The organism is Melioribacter sp. Ez-97 (genome assembly GCF_051488665.1).
Taxonomy (GTDB): Bacteria; Bacteroidota; Ignavibacteria; order Ignavibacteriales; family Melioribacteraceae; genus Melioribacter.
Map to the genome: position 1 here is coordinate 65,065 of NZ_JBPSEG010000006.1, position 18,191 is coordinate 83,255.

Annotated in this window: 20 protein-coding genes; 13 read left to right on the plus strand and 7 right to left on the minus strand. The window is 42.2% G+C overall.

Going from position 1 to position 18,191, the window contains the following annotated elements; genetic code table 11:
* Positions 1 to 49: 49 nt before the first annotated feature.
* The 13 genes from ACSSWA_RS08655 (at position 50) to ACSSWA_RS08715 (ending at position 11,492) form a co-directional block, all read left to right on the plus strand.
* The gene (locus tag ACSSWA_RS08655) at positions 50 to 562 is read left to right on the plus strand and encodes a YceD family protein (RefSeq protein ID WP_437356170.1); all 513 of its coding nucleotides are present in this window, start codon (positions 50 to 52) and stop codon (positions 560 to 562) included.
* 14 nt (positions 563 to 576) lie between these two features.
* Positions 577 to 756 carry a 50S ribosomal protein L32 gene (gene rpmF / locus ACSSWA_RS08660; RefSeq protein WP_014857109.1) on the plus strand — a complete coding sequence of 60 codons (180 nt, stop codon included), beginning with the start codon at positions 577 to 579 and terminating at the stop codon, positions 754 to 756.
* A gap of 17 nt (positions 757 to 773) precedes the next feature.
* Positions 774 to 1,808 (plus strand): phosphate acyltransferase PlsX, encoded by a 1,035-nt coding sequence (gene plsX, locus ACSSWA_RS08665; protein ID WP_437356171.1) that lies wholly within the window; start codon positions 774 to 776, stop codon positions 1,806 to 1,808.
* Entirely contained in the window at positions 1,792 to 2,799 is a 1,008-nt protein-coding gene (locus ACSSWA_RS08670; protein WP_437356172.1) for a beta-ketoacyl-ACP synthase III, read from the plus strand. Before plsX ends, ACSSWA_RS08670 begins: the two co-directional genes overlap by 17 nt.
* Complete coding sequence (gene fabD / locus ACSSWA_RS08675) at positions 2,799 to 3,713, plus strand: ACP S-malonyltransferase (RefSeq protein ID WP_437356173.1); 915 nt, start codon at positions 2,799 to 2,801, stop codon at positions 3,711 to 3,713. The genes ACSSWA_RS08670 and fabD overlap by 1 nt, the downstream gene beginning before the upstream one ends.
* On the plus strand, positions 3,713 to 4,330 hold the full coding sequence (locus tag ACSSWA_RS08680) for a DUF3109 family protein (RefSeq protein WP_437356174.1): 618 nt from the start codon (positions 3,713 to 3,715) through the stop codon (positions 4,328 to 4,330). The genes fabD and ACSSWA_RS08680 overlap by 1 nt, the downstream gene beginning before the upstream one ends.
* Complete coding sequence (gene fabG, locus ACSSWA_RS08685; protein ID WP_437356175.1) at positions 4,314 to 5,051, plus strand: 3-oxoacyl-[acyl-carrier-protein] reductase; 738 nt, start codon at positions 4,314 to 4,316, stop codon at positions 5,049 to 5,051. The genes ACSSWA_RS08680 and fabG overlap by 17 nt, the downstream gene beginning before the upstream one ends.
* Before the next feature lie 56 nt (positions 5,052 to 5,107).
* Positions 5,108 to 5,341 carry an acyl carrier protein gene (locus ACSSWA_RS08690; RefSeq protein WP_437345955.1) on the plus strand — a complete coding sequence of 78 codons (234 nt, stop codon included), beginning with the start codon at positions 5,108 to 5,110 and terminating at the stop codon, positions 5,339 to 5,341.
* A 63-nt stretch (positions 5,342 to 5,404) separates the two neighbouring features.
* Positions 5,405 to 6,649: a beta-ketoacyl-ACP synthase II gene (fabF, locus tag ACSSWA_RS08695; RefSeq protein WP_437356176.1), complete on the plus strand. Its 1,245-nt coding sequence runs from the start codon at positions 5,405 to 5,407 to the stop codon at positions 6,647 to 6,649.
* 2 nt (positions 6,650 to 6,651) lie between these two features.
* On the plus strand, positions 6,652 to 7,416 hold the full coding sequence (gene rnc / locus ACSSWA_RS08700) for a ribonuclease III (protein ID WP_437356177.1): 765 nt from the start codon (positions 6,652 to 6,654) through the stop codon (positions 7,414 to 7,416).
* 61 nt (positions 7,417 to 7,477) lie between these two features.
* On the plus strand, positions 7,478 to 10,357 hold the full coding sequence (gene gcvP / locus ACSSWA_RS08705) for an aminomethyl-transferring glycine dehydrogenase (RefSeq protein WP_437356178.1): 2,880 nt from the start codon (positions 7,478 to 7,480) through the stop codon (positions 10,355 to 10,357).
* Between the two features lie 9 nt (positions 10,358 to 10,366).
* Positions 10,367 to 10,771, plus strand: a complete 405-nt coding sequence (locus ACSSWA_RS08710; RefSeq protein ID WP_437356179.1) for a CoA-binding protein — start codon at positions 10,367 to 10,369, stop codon at positions 10,769 to 10,771.
* Between the two features lie 4 nt (positions 10,772 to 10,775).
* The gene (locus tag ACSSWA_RS08715; protein WP_437356180.1) at positions 10,776 to 11,492 is read left to right on the plus strand and encodes an RsmE family RNA methyltransferase; all 717 of its coding nucleotides are present in this window, start codon (positions 10,776 to 10,778) and stop codon (positions 11,490 to 11,492) included.
* On the opposite strand, the gene ACSSWA_RS08720 is transcribed toward ACSSWA_RS08715, so the two are convergent.
* From ACSSWA_RS08720 to floA, 7 genes are read right to left on the minus strand one after another with little or no spacing between them, the layout of a single operon-like run.
* A complete protein-coding gene (locus ACSSWA_RS08720; protein ID WP_437356181.1) occupies positions 11,476 to 12,291 on the minus strand; it encodes a purine-nucleoside phosphorylase in 816 nt (271 codons plus the stop codon). The two genes, ACSSWA_RS08715 and ACSSWA_RS08720, sit on opposite strands and share 17 nt — an antisense overlap.
* Positions 12,291 to 13,643: a NupC/NupG family nucleoside CNT transporter gene (locus ACSSWA_RS08725; protein ID WP_437356182.1), complete on the minus strand. Its 1,353-nt coding sequence runs from the start codon at positions 13,641 to 13,643 to the stop codon at positions 12,291 to 12,293. The genes ACSSWA_RS08720 and ACSSWA_RS08725 overlap by 1 nt, the downstream gene beginning before the upstream one ends.
* A 2-nt stretch (positions 13,644 to 13,645) precedes the next feature.
* Complete coding sequence (locus tag ACSSWA_RS08730; RefSeq protein WP_437356183.1) at positions 13,646 to 14,215, minus strand: thymidine kinase; 570 nt, start codon at positions 14,213 to 14,215, stop codon at positions 13,646 to 13,648.
* A 1-nt stretch (position 14,216) separates the two neighbouring features.
* Positions 14,217 to 14,612 (minus strand): cytidine deaminase, encoded by a 396-nt coding sequence (gene cdd, locus ACSSWA_RS08735; protein WP_437356184.1) that lies wholly within the window; start codon positions 14,610 to 14,612, stop codon positions 14,217 to 14,219.
* A gap of 58 nt (positions 14,613 to 14,670) precedes the next feature.
* Positions 14,671 to 16,656, minus strand: coding sequence for an ATP-dependent helicase (locus tag ACSSWA_RS08740; RefSeq protein WP_437356185.1), 1,986 nt, complete (start codon positions 16,654 to 16,656; stop codon positions 14,671 to 14,673).
* Complete coding sequence (locus tag ACSSWA_RS08745) at positions 16,656 to 17,075, minus strand: hypothetical protein (protein ID WP_437356186.1); 420 nt, start codon at positions 17,073 to 17,075, stop codon at positions 16,656 to 16,658. Before ACSSWA_RS08745 ends, ACSSWA_RS08740 begins: the two co-directional genes overlap by 1 nt.
* A complete protein-coding gene (floA, locus tag ACSSWA_RS08750) occupies positions 17,075 to 18,073 on the minus strand; it encodes a flotillin-like protein FloA (RefSeq protein ID WP_437356187.1) in 999 nt (332 codons plus the stop codon). Before floA ends, ACSSWA_RS08745 begins: the two co-directional genes overlap by 1 nt.
* Between the last annotated feature and the right edge of the window lie 118 nt (positions 18,074 to 18,191).

Here is an 18,191-nt window from a genome sequence, read left to right on the forward strand (position 1 = left end):
TCAATTCTTGATTATAAGGATATCACATACTATATTTTGAGGTAATTTTTTGCTCTTTGTTAAAATGATTATAAAATATACAAATTTTTCAGACGGTATCCATCAAATTAAATTCGACGAGCCTGTTAATAGTATCGGTTTGGACGAAAATTTTTTCGGCAATGTAGTTGTCAATTGCAGGATGGATAAATCGGCGCATCAGATTATTATCGATTTTGATGTGGATGCAAACGCCAGGTTAACGTGCGGCAGATGCAATTCGGAATACGAGGCGAGTTTGCATAATCATTTCCAGTTGAGTTATCTCTTTTCGAAAGAGAACTCACGGCTGGAAGAATTTAATGTTTTTTATTTATCGCCCGACGAAGACAAAATCGATATTACGAAAGACGTCTTCGATTACGTCGAGCTGGCAATACCTCTGAAAAAATTGTGCAAAGAAGAATGCAAAGGTCTCTGTCCTCGTTGCGGTCAGAATTTGAACGAAGGCAGTTGTAATTGCGAAGTAAAAGCTGATAATGATATCTGGGAACCATTGAAAAAATTGAAATTCAATAACTAAACAAAGGTCGAACGATGCCTAATCCGAAACGTAAAATGTCAAAAAGCAGGAGAGATAAGCGCAGAACTCATTACAAAGCTTCGGCTCCTTCCTTAAGTCGCTGCTCTCAATGCGGTGAATTGAAATTAAGTCACCGCGCTTGTCCTAATTGCGGATACTATGCTGGCAAGTCAGTATTTGTACCGGAATCATAAAAATAATCATTGTTTAAATGAATTCTAATACTTCAGACATCAAGTGTAGAATTGCAATTGATGCTATGGGGGGAGATTATGCCCCCCTTAATAATATTTTGGGCGCGCTCGATGCAATTAAAGAAGACAATTCGATTGATGTGATTCTGGTTGGCAACCGCGATGAAATTTTAAAGACGGCAGAAAAAGAAAAGATTGAACTCAACGATAATCTTATACTTCACGCCTCTCAAACAATCGAAATGGACGACTCGCCTGTTTCGGCAATAAAATCGAAACCCGATTCATCGATTGTTGTCGGGGCAAAATTGATTAAAGAAAAAAAGGTAGACGCTTTTGTAAGCCCCGGGAATACAGGCGCAGTTATGGCTGCCTCCACATTAATAATGGGCAGAATTAAAGGAGTAAGCAGACCTACAATCGGAGCTACTTTCCCGACTTCCGAAGGAAAGTTTTGTCTTGTATTCGACGCCGGCGCAAGCGTCGACAGCAAACCGCAACACCTTTTCGAATACGCGATTTTAGGAACTATCTTTGCAAAAGAAATTTACGGAGTTAAAAATCCTTCCGTAGGACTTCTGAGCGTAGGCGAAGAAGAATCGAAAGGCAACGAACTTGTCTTTTCAACATATCAACTTCTTAAAAATTCGAATCTCAATTTTATCGGGAACGTAGAAGGGAGGGATATCCTTAACGGCAGAGCCGACATCGTTGTTTGCGACGGATTCGTCGGAAATATTCTGCTGAAATTCGGAGAAAGCGTTCTTACGTTCCTGAGAACCAAAATAAAAAATTATGCGAACGAAGGGTTCCTTAATAAAATTAAGGCGCTCGTTACAAAAGGCGTACTGAAAAAGTCGCTTGCCGATATGGATTATCAGAAATACGGAGGCGTACCCCTCCTCGGAGTGAACGGTATAAGTATAATAGGACACGGCTCTAGCACTCCTTTGGCAATTAAGAATATGATTTTAAGAGCCAAAGAGATGCATCAAAAAAATCTTATTCAAAAATTCGAGGAAGCGATTAAAGAATATGGCAACTCCAAATAAACCGATTAATGCTGCAATTACGGCAGTGGGGATGTACGTTCCCGATAAAGTTCTTGACAATAAATATTTCGAATCGATTGTTGAAACTTCCGACGAGTGGATTGTAACGCGAACCGGCATAAAAGAAAGACGAGTCCTGGAAAACGGCGCCACGAGCGACCTGGCTGTCGGAGCTATAAATGATTTAATGAAAAACTCCGGGTTAAAACCGGAAGAAATCGAAGTAATAATAATCGCCACGGTAACGCCCGATATGTTTTTCCCTTCTACGGCGTGCCTTGTACAGGATAAAATCGGCGCAAAAAACGCATGGGGATTCGATCTTTCGGCTGCCTGCTCGGGATTTTTATTCGCTCTGCAAACCGGAGCTGGTTTGATTGAATCAGGCAGATATAAAAAAGTACTGGTCGTCGGAGCCGATAAAATGAGCGCTATTACGGATTATACCGATCGCAATACCTGCATCCTTTTCGGTGACGCCGCTTCGGCAGTATTGCTCGAACCGACAGAAGATTTATCATACGGCATTAAAGATTCAATACTTCGCTGCGACGGCTCCGGCAAAGACAGCCTGTATATGAAAGCCGGCGGAAGCCTTATGCCGGCGTCTCACGAAACCGTCGACAAAAGACTCCATTATATTTATCAGGACGGTAAAGCGGTATTCAAAGTAGCTGTAAAAGGAATGGCTGACGTCTCCTACGAAATTATGGAAAAGAACAATCTTAAACCCGAAGACGTAGCTTATCTAGTTCCTCATCAGGCTAATTTACGCATCATTTCCGCTACCGCTGAACGGATGGGTATATCCCAGGATAAAGTTATGATTAATATTGACAAATACGGAAACACGACTGCCGCGACAATACCGCTTTGTTTGACTGAATACTATCGCGACGGCAAATTGAAAAAAGGCGATAATCTCATTCTTTCGGCTTTCGGAGCCGGATTTACATGGGGCGCTATTTATTTAACCTGGAGTATCGATTAATGGGCAAAAAGGCTTTTATATTTCCCGGACAAGGTTCTCAGTACGTCGGAATGGCAAAAGATTTATTCGAAAACTCCGTCGAAGCCAAGGAAATGATTTTAACTGCCGAAGAAGCAACGGGTCTGCCGTTGAGAAATCTGATGTTTAACGGTCCGGAAGAATCTTTAAAACAAACTGATGTGACTCAGCCGGCAATCTATCTTCATAGCGTCGTACTCAGCAGTTTGATAAGAACTTTGGAACCCGATTTTGTGGCGGGACATTCTCTCGGGGAATATTCGGCTTTGACTGCGGCGGGAGCCGTTCAATTTTATGAAGCGATAAAACTCGTTCATGCGCGTGGAAAAGCTATGCTGAAAGCCGGAATTGAAAATCCCGGTACTATGGCAGCCGTCATCGGTTTGGAACCGGAAAAATTAATGGATATTTGCAATATCGCCGGCGAAGAAGGAATTGTACAATGCGCAAATTTTAATTCGCCGGGTCAAATTGTAATTTCCGGCTCGGTAACCGGCGTCAGAAAAGCGATGGAAATAGCAAAACGGGAAGGAGCTAAATTAGTTAAGGAGCTTGTCGTCAGCGGCGCGTTCCATTCGCCTTTGATGGAAAACGCAAGAGAAGAATTGAAAGAGACTCTCGAGTCCACGCCTTTTTACGACGCTAAAAAACCCGTCTATACAAACGTTACGGCTAAGCCGGTTCAAAACAAAGATGAAATCAAAGAGCTGCTTTTGGCTCAGCTTACGAAGCCGGTTCGCTGGGAAGAATCGATTAAAAACATGATAGAAGACGGAGCCGATGAATTTTACGAAGTCGGGCCCGGCAAAGTTTTGCAGGGATTGGTTAAGAGAATTAATCCGGATGTCCGTATATTCGGTATCGAAAAATATTCAGATTTGGAAAGGTATCTCTGATGGCCGAAGAAAAAAAATTCGAAAAGAAAATTAAGGGTCTTTATATCGACCCGCTCATTTTCACTCACAAGTTTGTCAAGGGCTGCGACGCCTGTATCTGTACGGGCGAGTGCTGTTATTACGGCGTTTATACGGATAAATATGAAGCCGATAAAATACTGGCAATGAAAGACAAAGTTATTGCAGCCATGGACGATTCTCAGATTAAGGATCCGGATAAATGGTTCGAGCCGCCTGAAAAAGACGAAGATTTTGAATCCGGTATAGCCGTCGGCACTCAGGTTTATAACGGCAAATGCGTCTTCCTCGATAAAATCGGGTATTGCACATTACAAAAAATGGCGATGAAAGAAGGAATCTACAAATGGGAATATAAACCTTTCTATTGCATCATTTTTCCGTTGGTGGTTTACGAAGGAGCTCTTACAATCGACGACGACCACTTGAATCGTCTTCATTATTGCAATAAACCGGAGAATCAACCTTCTACGGTTTTCGAAACCTGCAAAGACGAAATCATTCACATTCTCGGCGAAGACGGCTATAAAGAACTCGCCGAATACAGAGAGGAATATTTCAAAAAACAGAACGAGGGGAAAGTTGAAATTAAAGGATAAAAGGGCAATAGTTACCGGCGGCACGCGCGGAATCGGTAGGGCTATCGTTAAAGAATTGGCAGCCGAAGGATGCTCTGTGGTATTTACGTATCACAGTTCCGATGAAGCTGCGCGTCAGCTAGAAGCTGAGCTTGGCAACGAAAGGGTGTTGGGCATAAAAGCAGACGCCGCTTCGTTTGAGGACGCGGAAAAGACCGTTAAATTTGCAATCGAAAAATTCGGAGGCGTCGATATACTCGTCAATAACGCCGGCATAACCAAAGATAATCTGCTATTGCGAATGTCGCCCGATGATTTCAACTCTGTTGTGGATACAAATTTAAAAAGCGTTTTCAATTACACTAAAGCGGTTCTCAAAAGCATGATTTCTCAACGTTACGGTAAAATAGTAAACATCAGCTCTGTTGTCGGCTTAACCGGAAATGCAGGGCAGGCTAATTATGCCGCTTCGAAAGCGGGCATTATCGGCTTTTCAAAATCAAATGCAAAAGAACTCGCTTCCAGAAATATTAACGTGAACGTGGTCGCTCCCGGATTTATCGAAACAGACATGACAAATAAATTGACCGACCAGCAAAAAGAAGCTATATTAGCGAATGTCCCTATAAAAAGATTGGGTAAACCGGAAGACGTAGCTAAAACTGTGGCGTTTTTGTGCAGCGGCGATTCGGATTATATTACCGGACAAGTTATAACCGTTGACGGCGGCATGGTAATGTAATATAAATGTTTCTAATCAATAATTAATTATTCAATAACATTTAAGGAGTAAAATAAATGGACATTGAAGCAAAAGTAAAAGAAATAATCATGGACAAGCTCGGCGTTGAAGAATCTCAAATCACACCCGAGGCATCATTTACGAACGACCTCGGCGCCGATTCTCTGGATATCGTAGAATTGGTTATGGGTTTCGAATCAGCTTTCGATATTTCAATTCCTGACGAAGACGCCGAAAAAATATCGACAGTAGGCGATGCAATTAAATATCTCAAAGAAAAAGTAAGTTAATAATAGAGAGGCTGTTCAACAGGACAGCCTCGTTTTTCTTTTATTAAAAAAGACGGGAATATTATGCAGAAAAGAAGAGTCGTTATAACCGGAATGGGTGCTGTAACGCCGATTGGAAATAACATCAAAGATTTCTGGGAAGGTTTAGTTGCCGGGAAAAACGGTGCAGGCAAAATCACAAAATTCGACGTATCCGAATTTACTACTCAGTTTGCCTGTGAATTGAAAAATTTCGATCCAGCCGATTATATTGACAAAAAAGAACTCCGTCGAATGGATTCTTATACTCATTATGCGCTCGCTTCGGCTGCAATGGCTCTTGAAGATTCCGCTTTAGACCTTTCGAAAATTAATCCGGATTTAGCCGGCGTCGTTTTCGGAAGCGGCATAGGCGGTATCTGGACATTCGAAGAACAGCATTCCGCTTTTATTAACGGAGGTCCCAAAAGAGTTAGTCCGTTCTTCGTTCCGATGATGATTCCCGACATAGCCGCAGGCTACATTTCAATTAAATACGGTCTGAAAGGACCTAACTATGCCACGGTTTCGGCATGCGCGACATCGTCGCACGCAATAGCCGACGCGTTTATTCTTATTCAAAGAGGTTCCGCAGACCTAATTTTTACAGGAGGTTCCGAAGCTCCGATTACGCCGATGTCGATTGCAGGGTTCAATTCGGCTCGCGCCCTTTCTACTTGGAACGACCGATACATGGAAGCTTCCAGACCGTTCGACAAAGACCGCAACGGATTTGTTATGGGAGAAGGCGGGGGAGTGATTGTACTCGAAGAGCTGGAACACGCAATGGCAAGAGGCGCAAAAATTTACGCTGAAATTGTCGGAGTCGGTTTAACCGGCGACGCTTATCATATAACCGCTCCCGCTCCGAATGGCGAAGGCGCAGCCCGAGCCATGAAAGAAGCTCTCCGGGACGCCGGCGTTCAACCCGAAGAAGTCGATTATATCAACGCTCACGGAACTTCGACAGAATTGAACGATATCAACGAGACTAAAGCTATCAAATCGGTCTTTGGCGATCATGCATACAAAATGAACGTCAGTTCCACTAAATCGATGACGGGACATTTGCTCGGCGCCGCAGGCGCAGTTGAAGCAATCGCCACAATATTAGCAATAAAAAACAGTATTATTCCTCCTACAATCAACCTTGATGAACCCGATCCCGAATGCGATTTGAATTATACGCCGAAGAAGCCCGTAAACAGAGAAATTAAATATGCAATCAGCAACACTTTCGGTTTCGGAGGACATAACGCCAGTCTGTTGTTCAAAAAGTTCGAAGGATAATCTTGTTTGGAAAGTTTATCAAAAATATTTTTTTCCGCAAGGATCGAAAATATATTAAAGATTATCTGTTCGACATCGAACTGCTCGAGAATATACTCGGTTTTAAAGTAAAGAACGCCGAATATTACATAAAGGCGCTAACGCACAGGTCGTACCTCGAGCTTTTTCCGGAACTCGAAAAATCCAACGAACGGCTCGAATTTCTCGGCGACGCAGTTCTGAATATGGTTGTAGCTGAATATTTGTTCAGAACATACCCTGCCCAGGAAGAAGGCTTCCTTACAAAAGTGCGCTCCACAATTGTAAACAGAGCCAACTTATTCGCATGCGCCGAATACCTCGGCATTGTAAACCTTTTACTCTATAATCAAAAGTATATAGACCAGACTGCCGAAGGAATGAAAACAATTTTGTCCGACACCATCGAAGCTCTGATTGGCGCAATTTATCTGGACAGGGGATTGAAATACGCAAAGCAATTTATTTTGCGAGCTGTAATAGCTCCTTCCAAAGAGCACGGGAATATTCTGAAAGATCAGAATTACAAAGGACAATTGCTCGAGTTGACGCACTCGAAAAAAATCAGCTCGCCGAGATACGTTGTGGTTAGCGAAACAGGTCCGCAACACGACAAAGAATTTGTTGTGGACGTATTCGTCAATAATGAAAAGCTCGGCAGCGGAAAAGGGAAAAACAAAAAAACTGCGGAACAAAACGCCGCCAAAGACGCCCTCTCGAAAATTAAAAACGACTCCTCTTCATCTTAATACTTTTAACTATATTAGTTATGCTAATAATTAATTATTTCCATTAAAGAGAGTTAATAATATGGAGACCCCATTATTTAACGACAAATTTGTCAATCGCCACGTCGGACCCGACGAAAGCGATATTAAACAAATGTGCGACAAAATCGCCGTTTCTTCGCTCGATGAACTTATTGAGAAAGCTCTGCCCGAATCAATTCGCAGCGACAAAAAACTCGAACTCGGCGAACCGTTGAGCGAATACCATATGATTGGAAGGCTAACGGAAATAGCCAACCAAAACAAACTTTTTAAGAATTATATCGGTCTCGGTTACTATCCTGTTATTTTACCCGGCGTAATCAGAAGAAATATTCTGGAAAATCCCGATTGGTACACTCCGTACACGCCGTATCAGGCTGAGATATCGCAGGGTAGGCTTGAAGCCTTGCTTAATTTCCAGACGATGATAATCGACATGACAGGTTTGCCGATTGCAAACGCTTCGTTACTCGACGAGGCTACAGCCGCGGCTGAAGCGATGGCAATGCTTTTTAATTTTCAAAAAACAAAAAAGAAAAACGCCAATAAATTTTTTGTATCGAATGATATTTTCCCGCAGACAATTGAAGTCTTGAAAACGAGAAGCGAACCGCTTGGGATTGAACTTGTTATTGACGATAACGAAAATGCCCGTTTTGACGAATCGTATTTCGGACTGATTGTTCAATATCCCGCTTCTTCCGGAAAAATTGTGGATTATTCGGAACTGTTCGAAAAAGCAGACCGGTTCGGAATTCTCAAAGCCGTAGCGGCAGATTTAATGAGTTTAGCTCTTCTTACTCCTCCGGGAGAATTCGGCACCGACGTTGCAGTTGGATCTACTCAACGATTCGGCGTTCCGATGGGATTCGGCGGTCCGCATGCGGCTTATTTTGCAACCAAAGAGGAGTATAAAAGATTTGTCCCGGGCAGAATAATCGGAGTATCGATCGACCGTCACGGAAACAGAGCTCTCAGAATGGCTCTGCAAACAAGAGAACAGCATATCAAACGCGAGCATGCAACAAGTAATATTTGCACTTCGCAGGCTTTGCTCGCTGTTATGGCTTCTATGTACGCCGTCTATCACGGTCCGGAAGGAATTAAAAATATTGCCGAGCGGATTCATTATTTGACATCGTTGTTGAATAGTCATCTTAAAAAAATGGGGCTGAGTCAACTTAACGATTTTTATTTCGATACGCTGCTAATTAAATTCAAAAATATTTCGGATGTAGAATCCGTTCGTAAAATGGCGCTCGAAAGAAAGATAAATTTCCGCTATACTGATACCGACAAGATAGGAATTTCGATTTCTCAAGCTACTACAGTCGAAGACATTGCTGAAATCGTGGAAATCTTTGCCAAAGCTCTCGGTCTTTCATACTCGGAAAAAGTAGATAAAATTGAATTCGATTATTATGCCATTCCGGAAAGTTTGAAAAGAAGAAGTCAATATCTGACTCATCCGGTATTTAATAAATATCATTCCGAAACCGAGTTGATGAGATATATCAAGAGTTTAACCGTAAAAGATTTTTCTTTGACAACGTCAATGATTTCTCTCGGATCGTGCACAATGAAATTAAACGCCGCCACTGAGATGTTCGGAATCACGTGGGAAGAGTTTACGGAAATCCATCCTTTTGCTCCATCCGATCAGGCGAAAGGGTATTTCAGAATAATAGAAGAATTAGGCGCCGATTTGATGAAAATTACCGGATTCAAAGGAATTTCTTTCCAGCCGAATTCGGGCGCGCAGGGAGAATATACGGGACTGATGGTCATCCGCGCCTATCATAAAAGCAGAGGAGAAAGCAACAGGAATATCGTTCTGATACCTTCATCCGCTCATGGCACGAATCCCGCGAGCGCAGTTATGGCGGGTAATAAAGTTGTGGTTGTTAAATGCGATGAAAACGGCAATATCGACTTGAACGACCTTAAAGCAAAAGCCGAAGAACATAAAGATAATCTGTCGGCATTGATGGTTACTTATCCCTCCACTCACGGCGTTTTCGAAGAAGATATCGTGGAAATTTGTAAAATCATTCACGAAAACGGCGGACAGGTTTATATGGACGGAGCAAATTTAAATGCTCTGGTAGGCTTGGCGTATCCGGCTGAAATCGGAGCTGACGTATGTCATATAAATCTCCACAAAACATTTGCAATTCCGCACGGCGGCGGCGGTCCCGGAATGGGTCCGATTGCAGTTGCCGAGCACTTAAAACCGTTTTTGCCGGGTCACCCGCTGGTAAAAACCGGAGGCGAAAAGGCTATAACGTCGGTTTCAGCCGCTCCTTTCGGAAGCCCGCTCATATTAATTATTTCGTATGCATACATTAAAATGATGGGCGGCGAAGGATTGACGCACGCTACGAAAGCGGCGATTCTTAATGCGAATTACCTCAAAGAAAAACTGAAAGATTATTATCCCGTTCTCTATTCGGGCAAAAGAGGATTTGTCGCTCACGAATTGATTTTCGACACCAGAAAATTCAAACAATCGGCTAAAATCGACGTGGACGATATAGCCAAGCGATTAATGGATTACGGATTCCATGCGCCGACAGTATCATTTCCGGTGCCGGGCACTTTGATGGTTGAACCGACAGAAAGCGAATCGAAATATGAGCTTGACCGTTTTTGCGACGCCATGATTTCAATTTATAATGAAATTAAAGAAATCGAAGAAGGTAAATCTGACATCGAAGACAACGTATTGAAAAACGCGCCGCATACTCCTTTTGAAGTGTCGGCTGACGAATGGAACCATTCTTATACACGTACAAAGGCGGCTTTCCCCGCCGACTATCTTAAAATTTATAAACCGTGGGTTTCGGTAGGCAGAATTAACAACGCTTACGGCGATAGAAATCTCGTTTGCAGTTGTCCGCCCGTGTCTCAATACGAATAACGGATATCTATGTATAACTCGAGCGAATGTGAGTTACTGAAAATTTCAAAACGGATTGCGGTGGTAGGTTTATCGCGCAATCCGTTTAAAACAAGCAGAATGATTGCCGATTATTTGATTCGTAACGGATACGAAATAGCGGGAGTCAATCCGAATCATGACGGCGATTTCGATGTGCCGGTTTTTAAGTCTCTGACCGATATTCCTTACAGGATTGATATTGTTAATATTTTCAGAAAGTCTGAAGACATTCCCGGACTGATTCCCGACATACTTAAAATTAATCCGCGCGGAGTATGGCTTCAACTCGGAATACGCAACGACGAAGCTGTCGCTCCGTTAATCAAAAACGGAATTACGGTAATTCAGGACGAATGCATTAAGATTGTTCACTCGATGTGCTTCGGAGGATAGTTAATTGAGCGATTCTTTTCTTTCCGAAATAGAACTTTATTATTCGGATACAACGGAAGACTTAAAAACGTTGGTTTTAAGTCAGGAAGAAGTGCATCATTTGACTAAAGTTATGCGTCACAATGCAGGAGACGAGATTTACGTAACCGACGGAAAAGGGAATATCTACCGGACAGTCATAATCGATATTTCCAAAAGAGAAGTCAAAACGGAAATCAAACAAATCTATTCTTATCCGAACAAATTTAAAAATATAACCTTTTGTTTGCCGCGGCTCAAAAATGCCGAACGGTTCGAAGCGGCTCTGGAAAAATCGATCGAGCTGGGCATAACTGATTTCATCGTTTTCGAATCGAAAAGAACTGTTGCACGAGGCGAAAAACTTTCCAGATGGAATAAAATCGCGCTGGCGGCTATGAAACAGTCACTGAGAAGCTGGAAACCCGTCATCCGTTACGCTGAGAATTTGCATAAAATTTCTTTTAACGGGGAGGTAATTATTTTCGAACAAAAGGGTAACGGCACACTGACGGAATATTTGAACAATAATTACGATAACAATAAAAATTATTTTTTCATCTTCGGACCGGAAGGAGGATTGGAGTATACTGAAATAGAAGCTTTAGGAAACGCAAGTCTGCTGAAACTTACAGGGAACAGATTGAGAAGCGAAACGGCAGTAATCAGCGCAGCCGCATTGCTGTCTACATTAATTCGATAGATTTTTTTACAAGCCGTTCGAATTTTTCTTTTACCAATTCGGCTGTATCGATTACTTCCTGATGCGATAATTTATTCTGAGAAATTCCCGCCGCCATATTCGTAATACAAGAAATCGAAGAAGTTTCGATTCCCATTAAATGCGCGTAATAAGCTTCGTGGACTGTGGACATTCCGACCGCGTCGCAATTCATTCGTGCAGCCATATCGATTTCCGCAGGCGTTTCGTACGAAGGACCTTTATTGAACCAATAAACTCCTTCTTTCAGATTAATCATTTCTTCCGAAGCAGCTCTTTTTATTACGTCGTTCAGATAATCCGAAGGGAAACTGCGGTTTCTGCTTTCGATATTTCCCGCTCCCATGACTTCAGCCATCTCTTTTTTAATATTAAAGGAGACAAAAGAAGAAGCCAGCATCAGGTCTCCCGGTGCGAAATATTTATTGACTCCGCCGGCAGCGTTTGTAAGTATAATTTTCTTAACGCCTGTTTGCGAAGCGATATGAACGGGGAGAAGACAATCGGACAGTCTGTAACCTTCGTAAAAGTGAAGTCTGCCCTGAACGAGTAATATTTTTTTATTGTTGTATTCGACAAAATGAAGATAACCTTTATGACCTTCCACCGTCGATTTCGGATAACCGGGAATTTCGTTTGTCGGAATAGTAAATTTATTAACGAAGTTATCCGCAAAGCCTCCCAAACCGCTGCCGAGAACAATGCAGACCTCAGGTCTGTAGGGCGCTTTATCGATAATGTTTTCGACTATATTTTTGTATTTGTCTTTTAAGTTTATCATCAGATTAATATTCCTGCGAGAGTTGCAGTAAGTAAATTTGCCAGGGTGCCGCCGATTACCGCTTTGATGCCGAGTTCTGCCAGGTCGCTCCTTCTTGACGGAGCCAGCGGTGAAATTCCGCCGATTTGAATAGCGATTGAACTGAAATTTGCAAAGCCGCATAAAGCGTAAGTAGCCATAAACATGGCTTTTTCGTTTGTGAATAAGTTTGATTGTATGAGCGAGCTCATGTCGAGATAAGCCACAAATTCGTTAAGCACTACTTTTGTCCCAATCAAACTTCCGAAATGGTATGCGCTTTCCCACGGAACGCCGATGCCGTAGGCTAAAAATTGAAGCAGGGAGCCGAACAGGAATTGCATACTTAATTTTGCATTGAATTTATCCAGCAGGAAGGAATTCAATCCGGAAAAATCGCCCAGCCAACCCAGGAAATAATTAATCATCGCTATCAAAGCAATAAAAGCTATTAACATGGCTGCAACATTTAAAGCCAGAGTCATTCCTTCGGATGCGCCAGCAGCAGCCGCTTCGATTACGTTCGAAGCCGATTTTTCGACTTTAACTTTTACTTTGCCTTTTGTTTCAGGTTCGCCTGTTTCCGGAAAAATTATTTTTGAAATCAACAATGCAGCCGGAGCCGCCATAACGCTTGCGCCCAGCAAATGAGTAGCAAAAATCAATTGCGCTTCTTCGAGAGGTATATTGTGAGTTTTTGAAAATGCCACGCCGAGTATTTGAATATAAGCCGCCATAACTCCGCCTGCAATCGTAGCCATACCGCCTACCATTATAGTCAAAAGTTCGCTTTTGGTCATCCCTTTCAGATACGGTTTAATCATAAGCGGAGCTTCGGTTTGTCCGACGAAAATATTTGCTGTGCAGGAGAGCGATTCGGCTCCGCTTGTTCCCATTACTTTTGCCATTATCCAGGCCATTCCTTCGACAATTTTTTGCATTATTCCAAGATAATAAAGCAACGACATCAAACTGGCGAAAAATATAATTGTTGGTAAAACCTGGAAGGCAAAAAAGACTCCCATACTCTCTTCATTGCCCGGACCGAGTCCGAGACTGCCGAATACGAATTTTGCTCCTTCCGTAGTGAAATTCAGTATCAGAACGAAAAAACTGCTGATAAATCTGAAAAATTCCTTCGGCCAGCCTAAAGGCGCAAAATATGCTCCGAGCTCTTCTCCTTTCAGAATTAAAATTGCAAAGGTAATCTGGATCAGTAAGCCTGAAATTACGAGCCGCCAATTGACATGTCGTTTGTTATTTGACATTAAAAAGGCTATGCCGAGCAATAAAATTATGCCGATAATTCCTCTGAAAAGCGAAAGCAGTTCCATATTCAATCCGGTATATAATGACACTTACGACATCGCGCTTCATAGCTGTCCGAAGCGCCTACCAAAACCCGTTCGTTCGAAACTATTTTTCTTTGAGTTCTGTCGGCTATGTTTCCGCATACAACGCAAATTGCCAGGGTTTTAGTAATGAACTCTGCGGTAGCCAGCAATTGAGGAATCGGTTCGAACGGTTCGCCTTTGTAATCCTGGTCGAGTCCCGCAACAATCACTCGTTTACCTTCGTCAGCAAGTTTGTTGCAGACGTCGACTAAAGTCAAATCGAAAAATTGGGCTTCGTCGATACCGATTACCTGCGCGTCGCCGGCAAGTTCCAATATATCTTCCGCCTTGTCAATCAATATTGAGGGAAGCGATTGCTCGTTGTGGGAAACAATTTCGGTTTCGGAGTACCGCGTGTCGATTTTGGGTTTGAAGATTTTAACTTTTTGTTTGGCAATAAGCGCTCTTTTTAATCGGCGAATCAATTCTTCGGTTTTACCGCTGAACATACAGCCGGCAATTACTTCAATCCAGCCGGCGCTCAATGGATAAAAATGCGTTACAGGTTCCATATTATTCCAGATTTTCCTTATCGAAAGAAAAGGGGAGCAATTCTTCGACGGTCATTTCCTTAATTTCGCCTTTTTTATTATTCATAATAACCAATAAATCTTTACCGCATAATTCGGAAAGCACCTGACGGCATGCGCCGCAGGGGGGAGTAAAATCGTCCGAATCGCTTACGATTGCAATCGCATCGAATTCTTTTTCGCCTTCGAGTATAGCGCTGAAAGCGGCTGTTCTTTCGGCGCAAATTGTCAATCCGTAAGATGAATTTTCGATATTTGCGCCCTGATAAATTTTGCCGCTTTTGGTTATCAATGCGGCTCCGACATGGAAATTCGAATAGGGAGCGTAAGCTTTTTTAGCCGCTTCTACCGCTTTGGAAATCAATTGTTCTTTATTCAATTTTCTTACCGATTTTTATTTTAAAGATAATTTAATCCGGGAAACTAAACTAATAAAATTATCCGTCTTCGAGCAGCCATTGAGTAGCGAGTTCTTCGCTGACGCCGTCGATAAATCTGGAAGGTTTAGCAAATGTAATCCCCTGGAATCTGTCGAATATATTCATCGGATAACAAACGAACAGATTTTGTTTGGCTCGCGTCGAAGCGACGTACATAAGTCTGCGTTCTTCTTCCAAAGCTTCTATTTTGTCGAACGATTGCGTGGAAGGGAAAAATCCGTCAGCCGCATGAATAATAAAAACTGTATGCCATTCCAGACCCTTTGCCGAATGAATTGTCGACAATGTAAGAAATTCATTTTCCTTATCGGCTGCCTCGATGTCAACAACAGAATCCTGAGGAGGTTCGAGCGCCATATCGGTTAAAAAACTTTCCAGACTCCTGTAATTTTCAGCAATGTTTATGAATATATCCAGATCTTTCTTCCGTTTATTCCAGTCGTCGTACTTCTCGATAAATAAATTATGATAATACTTCATCGCAATTTCAGCCTTGTCGGCTGGGAGCGAATTCTTAGTATGTATTTCGTGCAACACGTTGAAAAGGTTATAAATTTTGTCGTTATAACTTGCGCTCAAAGTTTTATCCGGCGAACTTTTTATCGTAAGAATGCCTTTTGCCAGTTTATCCATTATTGCCCGCGCTTTTTTCGGACCGATGCCTTCATGGAGTAAAAGCACCCGATACCAGCTTACGAAATCGAGAGGATTAGAAGCTATTCTAAGAAAAGCCAGAAGGTCTTTTACATGCGCCGCTTCAATGAATTTCATTCCGCCGAATTTAACGTAGGGAATATTGGCTTTGTTCAGTTCGATTTCAAGATCGAAAGAGTGGTACGAAGAACGGAACAATACCGCCATATCGTTGAGCGGAACATCTTCTTCCCTCAATTCAAGTATCTTTTCTACAATAAAACGCGATTGCATGTTTTCATTTGCCGCGCAGATTATTCCGGGCAACTCGCCGCCGGTTTTTCTGCTGTAAAGGCGCTTGGGATATTTTTCGATTGCATGTTCGATTATGTAATTCGAAAAGTCGAGAATCTCCTGGGTGCTGCGATAGTTCTCTTCGAGCTTAATAATTTTCACGTCTTTGAACAGCTTCGGAAATTCCATTATATTTTTAAAAGTGGCTCCGCGGAACGAATAGATCGATTGTGAATCGTCGCCTACGACCATTATGTTTTCGTTTATCTGTCCGAGTCCTTTTATTATTTCCGCCTGCAGATGATTGGTGTCCTGATATTCGTCAACCATTACGAATTTTATAGTATTCAAAAACGATTTGGCGGCGGGGCTGAAATCGAGCAAAAAGTTTTTGAGATAAATCAATAAGTCGTCGTAGTCGAGCAAATTATTTTGCCGTTTATAAGAATCGTACACTTTTTTAATGTCGTTGAATTTATCGGAGTATTCGAGAAAATGAGGATATTCTTCTTCGATCAATTTATCGATCGGCTTGCCTGTGTTGACCGAAAGACTCAGTATTTTATAAATAGTTTGTTTGTTCGGAAATCTTTTTTTGTCTTTTGTAGGGTTGAGTTCGCTTCTTATCAAATTGATTACGTCTTCGCTGTCGCTTTGATCGAGAATAGTAAATCCGCTGTCCAGATTGACAGCCTTGGCGTATTTGCGAAGCGTAATATTTGCAAAAGAATGGAAAGTGCCGCCGTTTACTTTCGAACAGCGGTTATCGAGCAGCATGGCTGCTCTGTCGAGCATTTCTTTTGCGGCTTTGCGCGTAAATGTAAGCAGCAGGATTGAAGACGGATTATAACCCAATTCCGTTAGTCGGGCAACACGGTAAACCAGAGTGCGCGTTTTACCGCTTCCGGCTCCCGCTATAACAAGATAGTTTCCTTCGACTGCCGAAACCGCCTCATATTGCGAAGGGTTTAATTCTTCCTTGTAATTTATACTGAAACGGGATTCGTCGGTAATTTCCTGTTTATTGATTCTTTTTAATACGTACTTTTTTGCCATTATCTTCGGAAAGCTTTCGGTTTATTCAGAATTTCGGATATAATATAGAGTTCCCTAATAGTCTGAGGATTTTTCATCTTTTTTCGTATTGAATCCGCTTTAGTACGAACGGTTTTCTTCTGATATGTTCCGTTAACTTTTTTAACGGGATTTATAAATTCGGTTTCTTTTTTAGTTTGAGTCGCTTTTACGGGTTCTTTGTAATCATCGAACTCTTTTTCGGGATCCCAGGAAATAGTATCCTCATTTTGCGTTTGTTGCGGTAATTTAATGCCGAATAAATCCTCCAGTAAATCGGGAGAAGAAGAGCTTTCTTCTCCCTTATTGGAAGTTTCGGATTTTTTCCTTGCCGCAAATATCGAGCTCACAACGGAATTGATGAGAAAAAGCATTATCAGTATTTCAAACAAGCTGTCCATTACGATTGATCTTTGTTTTTATCTTTACTTTCTTCCGGTTTGGCAATCGAAGCTCTCATTTCCGTATCCGCCTGAATGTTTTTAATATTATAATAATCCATTACGCCGAGATTTCCTTTTCTGAAAGCTTCGGCAATAGCTTTCGGAATTTCGGCTTCGGCTTCGACTACTTTTGCGCGCATACGCGCTACTTCGGCGGTCATTTCCTGTTCAAGAGCGACTGCGGCTGCGCGTCTTTCTTCGGCTTTGGCACGGGCAACTTTCAAATCGGCTTCCGCCTGGTCTGCCTGCAAAATTGCGCCGATATTTGTGCCCACATCGACATCTGCAATATCGATCGATAATATTTCGAATGCTGTACCGGCGTCTAAGCCTTTGGAGAGGACCACTTTCGAAATGCTGTCGGGATTTTCGAGCACTTCTTTATGAGAATTGCTCGAGCCGATAGTCGAAACTATCCCTTCGCCAACACGCGCAAGAATAGTAGCTTCGCCGGCGCCGCCAACCAATCTTTCGAGATTTGTCCTGACCGTAATTCTGGCAACTGCTTTCAACTGAATACCGTCTTTAGCAACTGCCGCTACCAGCGGAGTTTCGATTACTTTGGGATTTACAGACATTTTAACGGCTTCGAGGACGTCCCTGCCCGCCAGGTCGATTGCGGCGGCTTTTTCAAATCCGAGGTCGAGATTTGCTTTATTAGCAGAAATAAGCGCATTGACAACTTTAGTAACGTTTCCGCCTGCTAGATAGTGCGCCTCGAGAAGCGAAGTGTCGAGCTCAATTCCGGCTTTCGTAGCCGATATCAGGTTCCTGATAATCACTTGAGGAGATACTTTTCTCAGGCGCATTCCGATCAAATCCCTGAAAATCTTTACTTTAACGCCCGAAAAATATGCCGTAATATAGAGTCCAATCGGTACGAAATAGAAAAATACCATCAGGAAAAGAACTATCGCTATAATAATTATAATTGATACCCCCGTTAAAGCTTCCATTTTAACTCCAAATTTTTTTAAACCCTTTACAAAATATAAATTCAGCCCGACTATTACAATTGTCTCGAAACAAAATCGACGCGAAAAAAGATTAATTCGTATTACCTTGCTAACTGAA

What these genes read in the sequence shown, in the direction of transcription:
- rpmF (WP_014857109.1), top strand. Translation starts at nt 577, where the DNA reads ATGCCTAATCCGAAACGTAAAATGTCAAAAAGCAGGAGAGATAAGCGC.
- plsX (WP_437356171.1), top strand. Translation starts at nt 774, where the DNA reads ATGAATTCTAATACTTCAGACATCAAGTGTAGAATTGCAATTGATGCT.
- ACSSWA_RS08710 (WP_437356179.1), top strand. Translation starts at nt 10,367, where the DNA reads ATGTATAACTCGAGCGAATGTGAGTTACTGAAAATTTCAAAACGGATT.
- fabF (WP_437356176.1), top strand. Translation starts at nt 5,405, where the DNA reads ATGCAGAAAAGAAGAGTCGTTATAACCGGAATGGGTGCTGTAACGCCG.
- ACSSWA_RS08720 (WP_437356181.1), bottom strand. Translation starts at nt 12,291, where the DNA reads ATGATAAACTTAAAAGACAAATACAAAAATATAGTCGAAAACATTATC.
- ACSSWA_RS08670 (WP_437356172.1), top strand. Translation starts at nt 1,792, where the DNA reads ATGGCAACTCCAAATAAACCGATTAATGCTGCAATTACGGCAGTGGGG.
- floA (WP_437356187.1), bottom strand. Translation starts at nt 18,073, where the DNA reads ATGGAAGCTTTAACGGGGGTATCAATTATAATTATTATAGCGATAGTT.
- ACSSWA_RS08690 (WP_437345955.1), top strand. Translation starts at nt 5,108, where the DNA reads ATGGACATTGAAGCAAAAGTAAAAGAAATAATCATGGACAAGCTCGGC.
- gcvP (WP_437356178.1), top strand. Translation starts at nt 7,478, where the DNA reads ATGGAGACCCCATTATTTAACGACAAATTTGTCAATCGCCACGTCGGA.
- ACSSWA_RS08745 (WP_437356186.1), bottom strand. Translation starts at nt 17,075, where the DNA reads ATGGACAGCTTGTTTGAAATACTGATAATGCTTTTTCTCATCAATTCC.
- fabD (WP_437356173.1), top strand. Translation starts at nt 2,799, where the DNA reads ATGGGCAAAAAGGCTTTTATATTTCCCGGACAAGGTTCTCAGTACGTC.
- ACSSWA_RS08725 (WP_437356182.1), bottom strand. Translation starts at nt 13,643, where the DNA reads ATGGAACTGCTTTCGCTTTTCAGAGGAATTATCGGCATAATTTTATTG.
- ACSSWA_RS08680 (WP_437356174.1), top strand. Translation starts at nt 3,713, where the DNA reads ATGGCCGAAGAAAAAAAATTCGAAAAGAAAATTAAGGGTCTTTATATC.
- ACSSWA_RS08740 (WP_437356185.1), bottom strand. Translation starts at nt 16,656, where the DNA reads ATGGCAAAAAAGTACGTATTAAAAAGAATCAATAAACAGGAAATTACC.
- ACSSWA_RS08730 (WP_437356183.1), bottom strand. Translation starts at nt 14,215, where the DNA reads ATGGAACCTGTAACGCATTTTTATCCATTGAGCGCCGGCTGGATTGAA.